Source organism: Pseudomonas aeruginosa, from assembly GCF_001457615.1.
In the GTDB taxonomy this organism is placed as follows: Bacteria; Pseudomonadota; Gammaproteobacteria; order Pseudomonadales; family Pseudomonadaceae; genus Pseudomonas; species Pseudomonas aeruginosa.
Genome location: NZ_LN831024.1, coordinates 2,989,680 through 3,005,969, shown reverse-complemented (window position 1 = coordinate 3,005,969; position 16,290 = coordinate 2,989,680). Strand labels below are relative to the sequence as shown.

The 16,290-nt window shown below is 68.5% G+C and carries 14 protein-coding genes; 13 read left to right on the top strand and 1 reads right to left on the bottom strand.

Going from position 1 to position 16,290, the window contains the following annotated elements:
- Nucleotides 1-65 precede the first annotated feature (65 nt).
- The 5 genes from AT700_RS13740 to pvcD all read left to right on the top strand — a co-directional run bounded on the left by AT700_RS13740 (nucleotide 66) and on the right by pvcD (nucleotide 5,339).
- Nucleotides 66-1,052: an asparaginase gene (locus AT700_RS13740; protein WP_003113732.1), complete on the top strand. Its 987-nt coding sequence runs from the start codon at nucleotides 66-68 to the stop codon at nucleotides 1,050-1,052.
- A gap of 213 nt (nucleotides 1,053-1,265) precedes the next feature.
- The gene (gene pvcA / locus AT700_RS13735; protein ID WP_003089256.1) at nucleotides 1,266-2,252 is read left to right on the top strand and encodes a paerucumarin biosynthesis protein PvcA; all 987 of its coding nucleotides are present in this window, start codon (nucleotides 1,266-1,268) and stop codon (nucleotides 2,250-2,252) included.
- Between the two features lie 17 nt (nucleotides 2,253-2,269).
- Nucleotides 2,270-3,145 (top strand): paerucumarin biosynthesis oxygenase PvcB, encoded by an 876-nt coding sequence (gene pvcB / locus AT700_RS13730; protein ID WP_003144144.1) that lies wholly within the window; start codon nucleotides 2,270-2,272, stop codon nucleotides 3,143-3,145.
- A 51-nt stretch (nucleotides 3,146-3,196) separates the two neighbouring features.
- Nucleotides 3,197-4,699, top strand: a complete 1,503-nt coding sequence (gene pvcC, locus AT700_RS13725) for a paerucumarin biosynthesis protein PvcC (protein ID WP_003122752.1) — start codon at nucleotides 3,197-3,199, stop codon at nucleotides 4,697-4,699.
- Complete coding sequence (gene pvcD / locus AT700_RS13720; protein WP_031800280.1) at nucleotides 4,692-5,339, top strand: paerucumarin biosynthesis heme-binding protein PvcD; 648 nt, start codon at nucleotides 4,692-4,694, stop codon at nucleotides 5,337-5,339. Before pvcC ends, pvcD begins: the two co-directional genes overlap by 8 nt.
- Before the next feature lie 235 nt (nucleotides 5,340-5,574).
- Here the strand turns inward: pvcD and ptxR are convergent, their stop codons facing one another.
- Nucleotides 5,575-6,513 (bottom strand): HTH-type transcriptional regulator PtxR, encoded by a 939-nt coding sequence (gene ptxR, locus AT700_RS13715; RefSeq protein WP_003110741.1) that lies wholly within the window; start codon nucleotides 6,511-6,513, stop codon nucleotides 5,575-5,577.
- A 562-nt stretch (nucleotides 6,514-7,075) separates the two neighbouring features.
- Here ptxR and ptxS point away from each other — a divergent pair.
- The 8 genes from ptxS (at nucleotide 7,076) to AT700_RS13675 (ending at nucleotide 16,263) form a co-directional block, all read left to right on the top strand.
- The gene (ptxS, locus tag AT700_RS13710) at nucleotides 7,076-8,098 is read left to right on the top strand and encodes a transcriptional regulator PtxS (protein ID WP_003113738.1); all 1,023 of its coding nucleotides are present in this window, start codon (nucleotides 7,076-7,078) and stop codon (nucleotides 8,096-8,098) included.
- Nucleotides 8,099-8,169: 71 nt separating this feature from the next.
- A complete protein-coding gene (locus AT700_RS13705) occupies nucleotides 8,170-8,952 on the top strand; it encodes a sugar phosphate isomerase/epimerase family protein (RefSeq protein WP_003113739.1) in 783 nt (260 codons plus the stop codon).
- The gene (locus AT700_RS13700) at nucleotides 8,945-9,895 is read left to right on the top strand and encodes a sugar kinase (protein WP_003117814.1); all 951 of its coding nucleotides are present in this window, start codon (nucleotides 8,945-8,947) and stop codon (nucleotides 9,893-9,895) included. Before AT700_RS13705 ends, AT700_RS13700 begins: the two co-directional genes overlap by 8 nt.
- 62 nt (nucleotides 9,896-9,957) lie before the next feature.
- Nucleotides 9,958-11,265, top strand: a complete 1,308-nt coding sequence (locus tag AT700_RS13695; protein ID WP_003113740.1) for an MFS transporter — start codon at nucleotides 9,958-9,960, stop codon at nucleotides 11,263-11,265.
- Nucleotides 11,266-11,283: 18 nt separating this feature from the next.
- Entirely contained in the window at nucleotides 11,284-12,270 is a 987-nt protein-coding gene (locus AT700_RS13690; RefSeq protein ID WP_003120140.1) for a 2-hydroxyacid dehydrogenase, read from the top strand.
- A gap of 167 nt (nucleotides 12,271-12,437) precedes the next feature.
- A complete protein-coding gene (locus AT700_RS13685; protein ID WP_003110746.1) occupies nucleotides 12,438-13,154 on the top strand; it encodes a gluconate 2-dehydrogenase subunit 3 family protein in 717 nt (238 codons plus the stop codon).
- Between the two features lie 2 nt (nucleotides 13,155-13,156).
- Nucleotides 13,157-14,932: a GMC family oxidoreductase gene (locus AT700_RS13680; RefSeq protein ID WP_031756625.1), complete on the top strand. Its 1,776-nt coding sequence runs from the start codon at nucleotides 13,157-13,159 to the stop codon at nucleotides 14,930-14,932.
- Nucleotides 14,933-14,943: 11 nt separating this feature from the next.
- Complete coding sequence (locus tag AT700_RS13675) at nucleotides 14,944-16,263, top strand: cytochrome c (protein WP_003120138.1); 1,320 nt, start codon at nucleotides 14,944-14,946, stop codon at nucleotides 16,261-16,263.
- Nucleotides 16,264-16,290 lie beyond the last annotated feature (27 nt).

Below are 16,290 nucleotides of genomic sequence, written 5' to 3'. Positions count from 1 at the left end.
CTGCGCCACAATGGTGTCCCCTCTTCGCACGTCCGGCGCGAAAAGGCCCGACACAAGGATTACGGATGCTCCCAGTCAAGAACCTCTTCGTGCTCTACACCGGCGGCACCATCGGCATGCTGCAGACCCCTCAGGGACTGGCTCCGGCCGGTGGCTTCGAAGCGCGCATGCGCGACCACCTGCAAAGCCTCGGCGACGCCCCGGACCTGCGCTGGCGCTTCGCCGAACTGCAACCGCCGCTGGACAGCGCCAACATGACCCAGGGCAACTGGCTGGCGATGCGCGACGCCATCGTCGCCGCGCTCGACGCCGGCCACGACGGCGTGCTGCTCCTGCACGGCACCGACACCCTGGCCTACAGCGCCGCGGCGCTGTCCTTCCTGCTCCTCGACCTGCCGATCCCGGTGCTGCTGACCGGCTCCATGCTGCCGGCCGGCGCGCCGGGCAGCGATGCCTGGGACAACCTGGTCGGCGCCCTGCGCGTCCTCCAGGAGGGCCACGCGCGCGGCGTACAGGTCTATTTCAACGATGCCCTGCTGCACGGCGCGCGAGTCAGCAAGCTGCGCAGCGACGCGTTCGACGCCTTCGCCGAACTGCCGCGACCGCGCCACGCCGAGCATGCGCCGGTGCCTGCGGCGCTCGGCTACCGCCAGCCGCGCCGGGAAGTGAACCTCGCCGTGCTGCCGCTCTATCCAGGGCTGCGCGCCGCGCACCTGCGCGGGCTGCTCGACAGCGGCGTGGAAGCGCTGCTGCTGGAATGCTATGGCAGCGGCACCGGCCCGTCCGACGACGAGGAGCTGCTGGCGCTGCTGCGCGAAGCCCACGCCCGCGGCGTGCTGCTCGCTGCGGTCAGCCAGTGCGCCTACGGCCAGGTCGAGTTCGGCGTCTACGCCGCCGGCAGCCGCCTGCGCGACGCCGGCCTGCTCTCGGCTGGCGGAATGACCCGCGAGGCGGCCCTGGGCAAGCTCTTCGGCCTGCTCGGCGCCGGCCTCGGACGCGACGAAGCGCAACGCTGGTTCGCCCTCGACCTGTGCGGCGAGAACGCCGACTGACCGCCCTGCGGCCGCCCGCCGGCGGCCGTTTCCTTCAGCCCTCCCCGCGATACGCGACAACGCCGGCGGCCCGGCCGTGCCCGGCGCCCATCGTCAAGCTTCAGCGAACAGTGTTTCCGGCCTTCCCCGGTTTATCCCCCGGCGGCGAGTCCACAGGATGTCGCCTTCCGCTGCCGGCCCGCCGGCATCCGCCCACAAGGAGGAAACACCTGCATGTACGCCATCGCCGAAGACACCCTTCCCGCACGCGTATTGAAAGAACTGTTGCTCTATCGCCGCCGTTACCCCGAGCATCGCCAGAGCGCCAGCGAAGCGGACGAGATCCGCCGCATCGAACAGGTCCAGTTGCCGCGCATCGCCGCCTTCATCGAAGCCGGCGAGCCCATCGAATTCGTCCTGCCGGCGTTTCCGGCCAAGTCGCCGAACCCCGGCAAGGTCCTCGACAGCCGTCCGGACATGGCCGAGCGCCTGTCGCTGTCGTTCCTCAACCACCTGTGCCAGCGCATCCAGCTGTTCTATGCACCGGGCGCGAAGATCACCGTCTGCTCCGACGGCCGGGTGTTCGGCGACCTGGTGAGGATCGGCGATGCGCACATCAGCGCCTACCAGGATGCCTTGCGCCTGATGATCGAGGAGATCGGCGCCACCCATATCGGCGTGTTCAACCTGGAGGACGTACGCGCCTTCGAGGCCCAGCGCGACAACCACGAGCAGCTCCGCCAGTTGCTGATCGACGGCTACGCCGAGCCGCTGGAAAGCATCCGCGAGACCCTGCTGGCCAGCGAAGAAGGCCTGCTGCTGTACCGCGCCATCACCCGTTTCCTCTACGAGGACGGCCTGACCCCCGACTACCAGGGCTCGAAGACTGCCCTGCAACGCGACGCCAAGGAGCGCGCCTACGGGGTGATCCAGCGCAGCTGGGCCTGGGGCGCGCTGCTGGCCGACCAGTTCCCCCGCGCGATCCGCCTGTCCATCCATCCGCAGCCGGCGGACAGTCTGAAGTTCGGCATCCACATGATGCCGACCCGCGACGACTGGCTGACGCCCTGGCACGGCGTGGCGGTGAACACCGAGGACCGCTTCGTGCTGATGAAGCGCAGCGAGGTGCTGGAACTCGGCGGCGAGCTGGTGCAGATCAACGGCCAGCCCAGTCACTACCGCCTGCCGGCCAGGGCCGCCCGGCGCGCCGCCGTGGCCTGAGCCCGAGGAGCCAGACGATGAACGCCTATCTCAGCGATCAACCGGTACGTCTCTCGCCGCTGCGCGACGAACAGGGCAACCAGCCGCGCTTCGGCCTGCTGCTGGAGCCCGGCCGCCCCGGCATGCACGTCGGCGAGCTGCCGGCGCAGTGGCTCAAGGGCCTGGCTCGCAGCCACCACCTGCTGCTCCTGCGCGGCTTCGCCGCCTTCGCCGACGCCGAGAGCCTGACCCGCTACTGCCACGACTTCGGCGAAGTCATGCTGTGGCCGTTCGGCGCGGTGCTCGAGCTGGTGGAACAGGAAGGCGCCGAGGACCACATCTTCGCCAACAACTACGTGCCGCTGCACTGGGACGGCATGTACCTGGAGACGGTCCCGGAATTCCAGGTGTTCCACTGTGTCGACGCGCCCGGCGACAGCGACGGCGGCCGCACCACCTTCAGCTCGACCCCGGCGGCGCTGCAACTGGCCGACAGTAGCGAGCTGGAACTCTGGCGCCGCGCCAGCGGCCGGTACCAGCGCAGCGCGGCGCACTACAGCAGCCGCTCGGCGGCGCCGATAGTCGAGCGCCACCCGCGCCGCGAATTCCCCACCCTGCGTTTCTGCGAACCGCCGATCGAGGGCGACGCCAGCTTCATCAACCCCTCCGAGTTCCACTACGACGGCATCGCCCCGGAACAGCGCGGCGAACTGCTCGCCAGCCTGCGCCGCTGCCTGTACCACCCACAGGCGCACTACGCCCACCGCTGGCGCAGCGACGACCTGGTGATCGCCGACAACCTGACCCTGTTGCACGGTCGCGAGGCCTTCGCCCACCGCGCGCCGCGCCACCTGCGGCGGGTGCATATCCACGCCGAGCCGGCGCTGCGCAACCCGCACCTGCAGCGCGACTGACCGCCCCGCCGGCCGTGCGCGCCACGGCCGGCGTCCCGACAAGGAACCAGCATGAGCCATTCCGTCCCCAACGCGCTGATGACCGGCGCCGACTATCTCGACAGCCTGCGCGACGGTCGCCAGGTCTACCTCAACGGCGAACGGGTCGCCGATGTCACCCGGCACAGGGCGTTCCGCAACGCCTGCCGCAGCATCGCCGGGCTCTACGACGGCCTCCACGGCGAGCAGCGCGACGTCCTCACCCGGGTCGATGCCCAGGGCCGCCGCAGCCACCGCTTCTTCACCCCCGCGCAGAACGCCGAGGACCTGCTCGGCGCGCGCGAGGCGATCGGCTGCTGGTCGCGCATGACCTACGGCTTCATGGGGCGTACCCCGGACTACAAGGCGGCGTTCATGTCCGGGCTGGAGGCCGGCGCCGGCTTCTACGGCGACTACCGGCAGAACGCCTGCGCCTGGCACCGCGCCTTCGCCGACCGCGGGCTGTTCCTCAACCACGCGATCATCAATCCGCCGCTGGACCGCAGCAAGGCGATCCACGAGATGCGCGACGTGTTCGTCCACGTCGAACGCGAGACCGACCAGGGTATCGTCGTCAGCGGGGCGAAGATGCTCGCCACCGGCAGCGCCATCACCAACGCCACCTTCGTCGCCCCGGTCGCCTCGGCGCAGATGGAAGCCGGCAAGGCCGAGGACTTCGCCCTGGTGTTCTTCGCCCGCATGGACAACCCCGGCCTGCGCCTGATGTGCCGGCCATCCTACGAGGAGCGCGCGAGCAGTCCCTTCGACTATCCGCTGTCCAGCCGCTTCGACGAGAACGACAGCGTGCTGCTGTTCGACAAGGCGCTGATTCCCTGGGAGGACGTCCTGGTCTACCGCGACCTGCGCCGCGCCACCGGTTTCTATGCCGAGTCGGGCTTCGCCAACCTGTACAACTTCCAGTCCGGCATCCGCCTCGGGGTGAAGCTGGAGCTGATGATCGGCCTGCTTTCCCTCGGCGTGCGCGCCAATGGCACCCAGGGCTTCCGCGGGATACAGGCTGCCCTCGGCGAGCTGATCGCCCTGCAGCACCTGCTGCAGGCGCTGACCACCGCCATGGCCCGCGACCCGGAGCGCAACGCCGCCGGGTCGGCGGTGCCGCGCCTGGAGTACGCCAATGCCCTGCGCATCCAGGTGCCGCAGATCTGGAAGCGGGTCCGCGAGCTGCTGGAAAGCGCCCTCGGCGGCGCCCCGCTGGTCACCGTCTCGGGCGCCGCCGACCTGCGCGACGGAGAGGCGCGGCGGCTGGTGGACAGCTACTACCGCGGTGCCGAGCTGGAGCCGGAGCAGCGCCTGAAGCTGTTCAAGCTGATCTGGGACGCCACCGGCAGCGAGTTCGGCGCGCGCCACGCGGTCTATGAGAGCCATTATTCCGGCAATGCCGAGCAGATCCGCCTCGACTCGCTGGCCTGGGCCAGCCGTCGCGGGCACCTGGCCTACTGCGAGGCGATGGTCCAGCGCTGTATGGCCGACTACGACATCCACGGCTGGCTGCGGGGGCCCTGGCAGCATGACTGAGCGCAAACGCTGGCTGGCCGGCTGCCTCTCGGCCCTGCTTTCCCTGCCGCTGGCCGCCGCCGTGCCGGGCCCGGACGCGCCCGCCGACCTGGCGCGCGGCAAGGCGATGGCGCAGAAAATGTGCTCGCGCTGCCACGACGACGACGGCAACGGCGGGCCGCGGCCGAACCGCAGCTACCCGAAGCTCGCCGGGCTCGACCGGGAATACCTGTACAAGCAGATCTACGACCTCAAGACCCAGCGCCGGCGCAACCCGGCCACCAACGGCCGCGGCGAGGAGCTGAGCGCGGCGGACGTGGTCAACGTCTCCGCCTGGTTCGCCGCCCAGCGCATGAGTACCGGCGAACAGACCCTGGCCGACCCGAGGCAACGCGAACGCGGCCGCCAGCTCTTCGAGAACGGCCTGGCGCAGCGCGGCGTACCGCCCTGCGTCACCTGCCACGGGCCCGCCGCCCAGGGCCTGGCGGCGCTGAAGGCGCCGCGCCTGGCCGGGCAATGGGCGGAATACCTGGCAACCCAGTTGCACGGCTTCCGCGACGGCAAGCGCGGCAACAGCGCGACCATGCGCGCGGTCGCCGGCGGCCTGGAGGATAGCGACATCCAGGCGCTCGCCGGCTACCTGGGCAGCCTGGGGCCGTAGGGCGAATAACCGCTCGCGGTTATCCGCCGCCTATCCCTGGCATCGGCGGCGGATAACGCCTGTGGCGTTATTCGCCCTACGCCAGTTGGAATGGCTTGCGACCGAGATGCTGCCGAAGCCCGATCCGTAGGGCGAATAACCGCTTGCGGTTATCCGCCGCCTATCCGCGACGCCAGCGGCGGATAACGCCTGTGGCGTTATTCGCCCTACAGCCCCCCAGCACGGATGCCCAGCCTCATTCGCCCTGCGCCAGGCGGAACGGCTCGCGACCGAGATGCTCGCGCAGCGACTCGATGAACGCCCTGACCCGCACCGGCATGTAGCGCGCCGAGGGGTACAGGGCATAGATGCCGCCCTGCGGCAGGTGCCAGCCAGGTAGCAGCCGGACCAGCCGCCCGCGGGCGATCTCGCGGGCCACCAGGAAGCTCGGCAGCACGCTGACGCCGGCACCGTCGAGCACCAGGCGGTACACCGCCAGGGTGTTGTTCGCCAGCAGGCGCCCTCGGGTCTGTACCGTGGCACGCTCGCGCTGGCGTTCGAAGGTCCAGGTCCAGGGCGTGCTCAGGCGGGTATGGCCGATCCATTCGCAACGCGCCAGGTCGTGCGGCTGGAGCACCGGCGGCAGGCCGGCGAGGTATCCCGGCGTCGCCACGGCAACCTGCTGGAAGTCGCACAGCTTGCTGGCATGCAGGCCGGAGTCGCGCGGCCAGCCGATACGTACTGCGAGATCGATGCGCTGGCCGACCAGATCGCTGAACTGGTCATCGGCCAGCATTTCCACCTGGACCTTGGGAAACTGCCGGATGAACGCCGCGGAAACGCTGCTGATGTGCCACTTGACGAAGTCCTGCGGCGCGGTGATGCGCAACCGGCCACTGGGCTCGCCCTGCAGGTCGCGCACATCGGAGAGCGCGCCGTCCAGCTCGCCGAGCATGCGCTGGGCCACGCCGAACAGCAGTTCGCCGCGATCGGTAAGGGTCATGCGACGGGTGGTACGGGTCAGCAACTGGATCCCGAGGTCGGCCTCCAGGCGTCGCAACTGCTCGCTGAGTAGCGATTTCGACAAGCCCAGGGCCTCCGCCGCGGCGGTGAAGCTGTTGTGTTCGGCGACGGCGACGAAGGCATACAAGTGATTCAGGTTCAGATGATTCAATCGCTCCAGGGCGGCGCTCATCCTGTCATTCCTTAGCCGGGAAGTGGGTCCGGACGGGTCTTGTCGAAAAATCCTGCTGCGACGGAACGGCGGCATTCGACAGGACCCGCAACGATCGGTGAGCGTGATGACGCGACCGGGCGGTCAGGTCGTCGATAAAGACCGCCAGGCGCGCATAAGTTTCAGCGCGCCACCTTCGTTTTCCGATAAATGAGAACTGCTTCAGACGGTCGGCCGGGTGCTTTTCATGTCAGCGAAGCTCGCCTGATTGATCGCTTTCTACCGACAAAACCTTCTTAAAGTAGTTTCTCAAGTATTGGACAAACTTCCTTTTTATTTATGGAGATATGGCACATTCATTCCATTCGACATTAATAATTGCAAACCATCATTCGAAACGATTATTCGGTTTTCATGAACAACGTCCTGGCCTCATGCCTGGCTCGGCCCCGGTAGGCGTTTTTTTCCCGTTGACGGGCATCGGCCTTCTGGTATTTTCTGAAACCGGTTTCAACTCCTGGCATCCGCTGGCGAAGACCAGCCGGACACACCAATAAGAACAGCACCAAGAGGTACCAGGTCCGTGAATGGTTCAGTACTGCCCAGCCGTGGCCGCGTCACCATCAACCAGGTGGCCGAGGCCGCCGGCGTCTCCAAGGCCAGCGTGTCGCGCTATATCGGCGGCGACCGCCAGTTGCTCGCCGATGCCACCGCCCGGCGCATCGAGCGCGCCATCGACCAGCTCGACTACCGCCCCAACCAGATGGCCCGAGGCCTCAAGCGCGGGCGCACACGGCTGATCGGAATGCTGGTGGCGGACATCCTCAACCCCTACTCCGTGGCCGTCATGCATGGCGTGGAAACCGCCTGCCGCGAACACGGCTACAGCCTGGTGGTGTGCAATACCGACCGCGACGACGAGCAGGAGCGTCATCACCTGGCCGCCCTGCAGTCCTACAACGTCGAAGGACTGATCGTGAACACCCTCGGCCACCATCCCGGCGAATTGCGCGCCCTGCACCGCGAACTGCCGATGGTGCTGGTGGACCGCCAGTTGGCCGAGCTGGATACCGACCTGGTCGGCCTGGACAACGCCGACGCCGTCGAACAGGCCCTCGACCACCTGCAGCACCGCGGCTTCCGCGACATCCTGCTGGTCACCGAACCGCTCGACGGCACCAGCTCGCGGATCGAGCGGGTCCAGGCCTTCAATGCCTCCATCGGCCGGCGACCGGCGCTCAAGGGCCAGGTCCTGCAAACCGACGACTTCTTCCGCGACGGCCTGCGCGCCTTCCTTTCGGCCAGCGGCCCCGGGCCGAAGGCGCTGTTCACCTGCAACGGCGTCGCCACCCTCTGCGCCACCCGCCAACTGCGCGACCTCGGCTGCCGGCTGTTCGATGAGGTCGGCCTGCTGGCCCTGGACGAACTCGACTGGTACCCACTGGTGGGCAGCGGCATCACCGCCCTCGCCCAACCCACCGACGAAATCGGCCGCACCGCCTTCGAGCGCCTCCTGGCGCGACTCGAAGGCGACCGCGAGCCGGCGCGCCGGGTGACCTTCCCGGCGCAACTGATCGTTCGCGGCTCGACCCATCCACGCGGCTAGCGGCCCGCCGCCGGCGCGTTGCCGGCGGCTTTCGCACGGCTTGAAATGAAACCGGTTTCAGAGGATCGCCAATGTCCCTTCACCCCGTCTCCATCAGTCTTTCCAGCTATGGCGCGGACCTCGTTCGCAGTCGCGGCCAGGCCAGCTTCCTGCCCTTGCTGGCGATGGCCGGCGCGCAGCGCGTGGAACTGCGCGAGGAACTCTTCGCCGGCCCGCCGGATACCGAGGCGCTGACCGCCGCCATCCAGTTGCAGGGGCTGGAGTGCGTGTTCTCCTCACCCCTCGAGCTGTGGCGCGAAGACGGCCAGTTGAACCCCGAGCTGGAGCCGACCCTGCGCCGCGCCGAAGCTTGCGGAGCCGGATGGCTCAAGGTCTCGCTCGGCCTTCTGCCGGAACAGCCCGATCTCGCCGCCCTCGGCCGGCGCCTGGCGCGCCACGGCTTGCAACTGCTGGTGGAGAACGACCAGACGCCCCAGGGCGGCCGGATCGAGGTGCTGGAACGCTTCTTCCGCCTCGCCGAACGCCAGCAGCTGGACCTGGCGATGACCTTCGACATCGGCAACTGGCGCTGGCAGGAGCAGGCGGCCGACGAAGCCGCCCTGCGCCTTGGCCGCTATGTCGGCTACGTGCACTGCAAGGCGGTGATCCGCAACCGCGACGGCAAGCTGGTCGCGGTGCCGCCGTCGGCCGCCGACCTGCAGTACTGGCAGCGCCTGCTGCAGCATTTCCCGGAAGGCGTGGCGCGGGCCATCGAATACCCGCTGCAGGGCGACGACCTGCTCAGTCTCAGCCGCCGGCACATCGCCGCCCTCGCCCGCCTCGGCCAGCCCCAGGAGGAACGCCAGCATGGCTGACTTCGAGATCCTCTGCTTCGGCGAGACCATGGCCATGTTCGTCGCCGAACAGCCCGGCGAACTGGACCGGGTCGAGCAGTTCGGCAAGCGCATCGCCGGCGCCGACAGCAACGTCGCCATCGGCCTCGCCCGCCTCGGCTTCACGGTGGCCTGGCTGAGCCGGGTCGGCGACGACTCGCTCGGCCGCTTCGTACTCGACAGCCTGACCCGCGAGGGCCTCGACTGCCGCTTCGTCGAGGTCGACGCGCAAGCGCCCACCGGGTTCCAGATGAAGTCCCGCGAGGTCGATGGTGCCGACCCGCGGGTCGAGTACTTCCGCCGCGGCTCGGCGGCCAGCCGGTTGGGCCTCGCCCATATCCGCGAAGAAATGCTCGGCGCCCGCCACCTGCACGCCACCGGCATTCCGCCGGCACTCTCGGCGAGTGCCTGCGAACTGTCCCACGAACTGATGCGGCGCATGCGCGGCAAGGGCGCCAGCCTGTCCTTCGACCCCAACCTGCGGCCCTCGCTGTGGCCCAGCGAGCGCCGCATGATCGCCGAGATCAACGCCCTCGCCGCGCATGCCCACTGGGTCCTGCCGGGCCTGGAGGAAGGCCGCCTGCTCAGCGGCTGGCAGGAACCCGCGGATATCGCCGCGTTCTACCTGGACATGGGCGTCGACGCGGTGGCGATCAAGCTCGGCCCGAGCGGCGCCTACTATCGCGATGCCCACGGCGAAGGGCTGGTCCCCGGCGTGCCGGTGGCGACCGTGGTGGACACCGTGGGCGCCGGCGACGGCTTCGCGGTCGGGGTGGTCAGCGCGCTGCTGGAAGGCCTGCCGCTGCCCGACGCGGTGGCGCGCGGCAACTGGATCGGCAGCCGCGCGGTACAGGTCCGCGGCGACATGGAGGGGCTGCCGAAACGCAGCCAACTGCTCGACCGCGAGCGCCGCAGGAGCGCCTGAACCCGCCGCCCACGCGGCACCTGTTGCGACAAGAACAAGACAAGCTCAGGAGATACCCGACCATGACCATGCCTCGCCTCGCCAGCAGCCGCTGGTGGTACATCATGCCGATCGTTTTCGTCACCTACAGCCTGGCCTACCTGGACCGCGCCAACTACGGCTTCGCCGCCGCCTCCGGGATGGCCGACGACCTGCGGATCACTCCCGGGCTGTCCTCGCTGCTGGGCGCGCTGTTCTTCCTCGGTTACTTCTTCTTCCAGGTGCCGGGGGCGATCTACGCGGAAAAGCGCAGCGTCAAGAAGCTGATCTTCGTCAGCCTGATCCTCTGGGGCGGGCTGGCCACCCTGACCGGGATGGTCGCCAACGTCTACCTGCTGATCGGCATCCGCTTCCTCCTCGGCGTGGTCGAGGCGGCGGTGATGCCAGCGATGCTGGTCTACCTCTGCCACTGGTTCACCCGCGCCGAGCGCTCGCGGGCGAACACCTTCCTGATCCTCGGCAACCCGGTGACCATCCTCTGGATGTCGGTGGTCTCCGGCTACCTGGTGGAGCATTTCAGCTGGCGCTGGATGTTCATCATCGAAGGCCTGCCGGCGGTGATCTGGGCCTTCATCTGGTGGCGCCTGGTGGATGACCGCCCGCGCCAGGCCGCCTGGCTGAGCGGCTCGGAAAAACGCGACCTGGAAGACGCCCTGGCCGCCGAGCAGCAGGGCATCAAGCCAGTGAAGAACTACCGCGAGGCGTTCCGTTCGCCAAAGGTCATCGTCCTCTCGCTGCAGTACTTCTGTTGGAGCATCGGCGTCTATGGCTTCGTCCTCTGGCTGCCGTCGATCCTCAAGCACGGCGCCAACATCGACATCATAGAAGCCGGCTGGCTGTCGGCGCTGCCCTACCTGGCGGCGGTGATCGCCATGCTCGGGGTGTCCTGGGCCTCGGACCGGTTGCAGAAACGCAAGCGTTTCGTCTGGCCGCCGCTGCTCATCGCGTCCATCGCCTTCTACGGTTCCTACGCCCTCGGCAGCGAGCACTTCTGGCTGTCCTACGCCCTGCTGGTGCTGGCCGGGGCCTGCATGTACGCGCCCTACGGACCGTTCTTCGCCATCGTCCCGGAAGTCCTCCCGGCCAACGTCGCCGGCGGCGCCATGGCGCTGATCAACAGCATGGGCGCGCTGGGCTCGTTCTCCGGCTCCTGGCTGGTCGGCTACCTGAACGGCATCACCGGCGGGCCCGGGGCTTCCTATCTGTTCATGAGCGGAGCGCTGCTGCTGTCGGTGCTGCTCACCGTGTTCCTCAACCCGCACGCCGACAAGCGCGAGCCCGATGCCGCTCGCGCGCACGCCTCGCGGCGGGCGGCGCCGGCCCACCCCTGACCGACTCCGGAGCATCCGATGAAGAAAGTGGTTCTCTACAAACGTCTCTCCGCGCCCCTGATGGAACGCCTGCGCGAACGGGTCGAGGTGCTCCTGGTCGAGGAGCCCGGCCGCGACGGCCTGGCCCGCCTGCGCGACGCCCTGCCCGAGGCCCACGGCCTGCTCGGCGCCAGCCTGCGCCTGGACGCCGGACTGCTCGACCTGGCACCGCGACTGGAAGCCATCGCCAGCGTCTCGGTGGGCGTCGACAACTATGACATCGACTACCTCGACCGCCGCGGCATCCTCCTCAGCAATACCCCCGACGTGCTCACCGAGACCACCGCCGACACCGGCTTCGCGCTGATCCTGGCGACAGCCCGGCGGGTAGTGGAACTGGCCGGCTGGGTGCGCGCCGGGGAATGGAAGAAGAGCGTCGGCGCCGCCCAGTTCGGTACCGACGTGCATGGCAAGACCCTCGGTATCGTCGGCATGGGCCGCATCGGCGAGGCCCTGGCCCGGCGCGGGCACCACGGCTTCGGCATGCGCGTGCTGTACCACAGCCATAGCCCGAAGCCCCACGTCGAAGAACGCTACGCAGCGAGCTACCGCCCCCTCGACGCGCTGCTCGAGGAATCCGACTTCGTCTGCCTGACCCTGCCGCTGACCGCCGCCACCGAAGGCCTGATCGGTGCCGCGCAGTTCGCCCGGATGCGCCCGCAGGCGATCTTCATCAACATCTCCCGTGGCCGGGTGGTCGACGAGGCGGCCCTGATCGAGGCCCTGGCCCAGCGGCGGATCCGCGCCGCCGGCCTCGACGTGTTCGAGCGCGAGCCGCTGTCTCCCGACTCGCCGCTGCTGCGCCTGCCGAACGTGGTGGCCACTCCCCACATCGGCTCGGCCACCGAGGAAACCCGCGAAGCCATGGCCCGCTGCGCGGTAGACAACCTGCTGGCCGCCCTCGCCGGCGAGCGGCCGCTGAACCTGGTCAATCCTTCGGCCTGGGCGCGACGGCGAGGCGCCTGAAGGCCGCGCCGGGCCGACGCCCGGCGCGCCGTTCTGCTTCACTTGCCGGTATTGGCCTGCCTGAATCCTTGCTGAAACGTTTTTTCAACGTGACACATGAACTTATAATTAGCCTGCTAATCATTATCAGAAAGACGAAACCGTGATGATCCAGAGAGGACCCCACCATGCCCGATGACAAGGCCGTCAACGGCCGCCGCGACTTCCTGCGCAAGACCCTGACCGTGATCCCGGCGGTGACCCTGGCCGGCTATGGCGTCGGCCATGCCATGCAGACGCCCGCCGCCGAGCAGGACAAACCCCGCGAACGCTACCAGCCTCGCTTCTTCACCAACACCGAATGGGCTTTCGTCAACGCCGCGGTGGCGCGACTGATCCCCAGCGACGACAACGGCCCCGGCGCCATCGAGGCCGGGGTGCCGGAGTTCATCGACCGACAGATGGAAACCCCCTACGGGCACGGCGCACTCTGGTACATGCAGGGGCCGTTCGTCACCGACGCCGCGCCGGAGTTCGGCCATCAGTTGAAGCTGGTGCCACGCGACATCTACCGGGTCGGCATCGCCGCCCTGGAACGCTGGAGCAAGGCCAACCAGGGCAAGCCGTTCGCCGAGCTGGAGCCGTCGGCGCAGGACGACATCCTGCAACGCCTGGAAGCCGGCCAGATCGACCTGCAGGACCTGCCGGCCAAGCTGCTCTTCGGCCAGTTGCTGCAAAACACCCACGAAGGCTTCTTCTCCGATCCGCAGCACGGCGGCAATCGCGGCCTGGTGGGCTGGAAGCTGGTCGGTTTCCCCGGCGCCCGCGCCGACTTCATGGACTGGGCCGACCGCGGCGAGAAGTATCCCTTCCCGCCGGTGGCGATTTCCGGCGAGAGGGGTTGAACATGGCGACGACACTCAAACCGGTGGACGCGGTGGTGGTCGGCTTCGGCTGGACCGGAGCGATCCTGGCCAAGGAGCTGACCGAGGCCGGGCTCAACGTGGTGGCGCTGGAGCGCGGCGAGAACCGCGATACCTATCCCGACGGCGCCTACCCGAACACCCTCGACGAGCTGACCTACAACACACGCGGCAAGCTGTTCCAGAATCTCTCCAAGAGCACCGTGAGCATCCGCCACGGGATCAACGACACCGCGCTGCCCTACCGTCAGCTCTCCGCCTTCCTTCCCGGCGACGGCGTCGGTGGCGCCGGCCTGCACTGGTCCGGCGTGCATTTCCGGATCATGCCCGAGGAACTGCGCCTGCGCAGCCATTACGAGGAACGCTACGGCAAGAAATTCATCCCCGAAGGCATGACCATCCAGGACTACGGGGTCAGCTACGAAGAGCTGGAGCCGCACTTCGATTTCGCCGAGAAGGTCTTCGGCACCTCCGGCACCGCGCATACGGTCAAGGGCCAGGTGGTCGGCAAGGGCAATCCGTTCGCCGCCGACCGCTCGGACGACTTCCCGCTGCCGGCGCTGCGCCAGGTGTACTCCGCGCAACTGTTCCGCAAGGCCGCCGAGGAACTCGGCCTGCACCCCTACGACCTGCCGGCGGCCAACGCTTCGGGGCCCTGGACCAACCCCTACGGGGTGCAGATGGGGCCGTGCAACTTCTGCGGCTTCTGCAGCGGCTACGCCTGCTACATGTATTCCAAGGCCTCGCCGAACCTGAACATCCTGCCGGCGCTGCGCCAGACCCCGCTGTTCGAACTGCGCGCCAACTGCAACGTGCTCAAGGTCAACCTCGACAGCGACGGCAGGCAGGCCACCGGCGTGACCTACGTCGACGCCCAGGGGCGCGAGATCGTGCAGCCGGCGAAGCTGGTGATCATCAGCGCCTTCCAGTTCCACAACGTGCGCCTGCTGCTGCTCTCCGGCATCGGCAAGCCCTACGACCCGCGCACCGGCGAGGGCGTGGTGGGAAAGAACTTCGCCTACCAGAACATGGCCACCATCAAGGCGTTCTTCGACAAGGACGTGCATACCAACCCCTTCGTCGGCACCGGCGGTGGCGGCGTCGCGGTGGACGACTTCAACGCCGACAACTTCGACCACGGACCGCTGGGCTTCGTCGGCGGCTCGCCGATGTGGGTCAACCAGGCCGGCTCCAAGCCGATCGGCGGCCTCGCCGTGCCGCCCGGCACGCCGAGCTGGGGTAGCGGCTGGAAACAGGCGGTCAAGGACGCCTACACGCACACCGTGTCGATGGACGCCCACGGCAGCAACATGACCTACCGCGACAACTACCTCGACCTCGACCCGACCTACAAGGACGCCTACGGCCAGCCACTGCTGCGCATGACCTTCGACTGGAAGGACAACGAGATCCGCATGAGCCGCTACGTCACCGAGCACATGCGCAAGATCGCCGAAGCGATGAACCCGAAGGCCATCTCGGTGAACGTCAAGAACTTCGGCGACCACTTCAATACACGGGTCTACCAGACCACCCACCTGCTCGGCGGGGCGATCATGGGCAGCGATCCGAAGACCAGCGTGCTCAACCGCTACCTGCAGAGCTGGGACGTGCACAACGTCTTCGTCATGGGCGCCTCGGCCTTCCCCCAGGGCACCGGCTACAACCCCACTGGGCTGGTGGCGGCGCTGGCCTACTGGTCGGCCAAGGCGATCCGCGAGCAATACCTGAAGAACCCCGGTCCGCTGGTGCAGGCATGAGGAGCGCAACGATGAAACCGACAGCCTTCCTCGCCCTCTCCGCCCTCGCCTGCGGCATCGCCCAGGCCGCCGCAGCGCCGGACCCGGCCCTGGTCAGGCAGGGTGAATACCTGGCCCGCGCCGGCGATTGCGTGGCCTGCCACACCGCCAGGGACGGCAAGCCGTTCGCCGGGGGCCTGCCGATGGAAACGCCGATCGGCGCGGTGTACTCGACCAACATCACCCCGGACCGCAAGACCGGCATCGGCGACTACAGCTTCGAGGACTTCGACCGTGCCGTGCGCCACGGCGTGGCCAGGTCCGGCGACACGCTCTACCCGGCGATGCCCTACCCGTCCTACGCGCGAGTCAGCGAAGCGGACATGCGCGCCCTCTACGCCTACTTCATGCATGGCGTGGAGCCGGTGGAGCAGCCCAACAAGGCCAGCGACATCCCCTGGCCGCTGTCGATGCGCTGGCCGCTGGCATTCTGGCGCTGGACCTTCGCTCCCGAGGTGAAGGACTTCCAGGCCGCCGCCGGGCAGGACCCGGTGCTGGCGCGCGGCGCCTACCTGGTCGAAGGCCTTGGCCACTGTGGCGCCTGCCATACCCCGCGTGGGCTGGGCATGCAGGAGAAGGCCCTGGCGGCGAGCGATGGCGCGGCCTACCTGTCCGGCAGCGCGCCGCTGGAGAACTGGATCGCCAAGAGCCTGCGCGGCGACCACCGGACCGGACTGGGCAGCTGGAGCGAAGCCGACCTGGTCAGCTTCCTGCGTACCGGCCGCAGCGAGCGCAGCGCGGTGTTCGGCGGCATGTCCGACGTGGTGGTGCACAGCATGCAGTACATGACCGACGCCGACCTCACCGCCATCGCCCGCTACCTCAAGTCGCTGCCGCCGGCGGACCCCGCCGACCAGCCGCACGTCTACGACGAGAGCGTGGCCCAGGCACTGTTCCACGGCGACGACAGCAAGACCGGCGCGGCGCTCTACGTCGACAACTGCGGGGCCTGCCACCGCACCGACGGCAAGGGCTATGCGCGGGTCTTCCCGGCCCTGGCCGGCAACCCGGTAGTGACCGGCAGCGACCCGACCTCCCTGGTGCACATCGTGCTCAAGGGCGGCACCCTGCCGGCCACCCACCAGGCACCGTCGAGCTTCACCATGCCGCCGTTCGGCTGGCGGATGAACGACCAGGAGATCGCCGACGTGGTCAACTTCATCCGCACCAGCTGGGGCAACCAGGCGCCAAGCGTCAGCGTCGACGAGGTCAGGCGCCTGCGCAAGGACACCGGCGCGGCGGCGGTGGGCGACATTCCGCCGCCGGGACCGGCCGCGGCGGATCGCGGCTGAGCGCCAGGCCTGCCATTCCAGCCCCTC

Coding starts and splice junctions, on each gene's coding strand:
- AT700_RS13740 (WP_003113732.1), top strand. CDS start 66: ATGCTCCCAGTCAAGAACCTCTTCGTGCTCTACACCGGCGGCACCATC.
- AT700_RS13700 (WP_003117814.1), top strand. CDS start 8,945: ATGGCTGACTTCGAGATCCTCTGCTTCGGCGAGACCATGGCCATGTTC.
- AT700_RS13705 (WP_003113739.1), top strand. CDS start 8,170: ATGTCCCTTCACCCCGTCTCCATCAGTCTTTCCAGCTATGGCGCGGAC.
- AT700_RS13680 (WP_031756625.1), top strand. CDS start 13,157: ATGGCGACGACACTCAAACCGGTGGACGCGGTGGTGGTCGGCTTCGGC.
- AT700_RS13675 (WP_003120138.1), top strand. CDS start 14,944: ATGAAACCGACAGCCTTCCTCGCCCTCTCCGCCCTCGCCTGCGGCATC.
- AT700_RS13695 (WP_003113740.1), top strand. CDS start 9,958: ATGACCATGCCTCGCCTCGCCAGCAGCCGCTGGTGGTACATCATGCCG.
- AT700_RS13685 (WP_003110746.1), top strand. CDS start 12,438: ATGCCCGATGACAAGGCCGTCAACGGCCGCCGCGACTTCCTGCGCAAG.
- pvcC (WP_003122752.1), top strand. CDS start 3,197: ATGAGCCATTCCGTCCCCAACGCGCTGATGACCGGCGCCGACTATCTC.
- ptxR (WP_003110741.1), bottom strand. CDS start 6,513: ATGAGCGCCGCCCTGGAGCGATTGAATCATCTGAACCTGAATCACTTG.
- pvcB (WP_003144144.1), top strand. CDS start 2,270: ATGAACGCCTATCTCAGCGATCAACCGGTACGTCTCTCGCCGCTGCGC.
- pvcD (WP_031800280.1), top strand. CDS start 4,692: ATGACTGAGCGCAAACGCTGGCTGGCCGGCTGCCTCTCGGCCCTGCTT.
- AT700_RS13690 (WP_003120140.1), top strand. CDS start 11,284: ATGAAGAAAGTGGTTCTCTACAAACGTCTCTCCGCGCCCCTGATGGAA.
- pvcA (WP_003089256.1), top strand. CDS start 1,266: ATGTACGCCATCGCCGAAGACACCCTTCCCGCACGCGTATTGAAAGAA.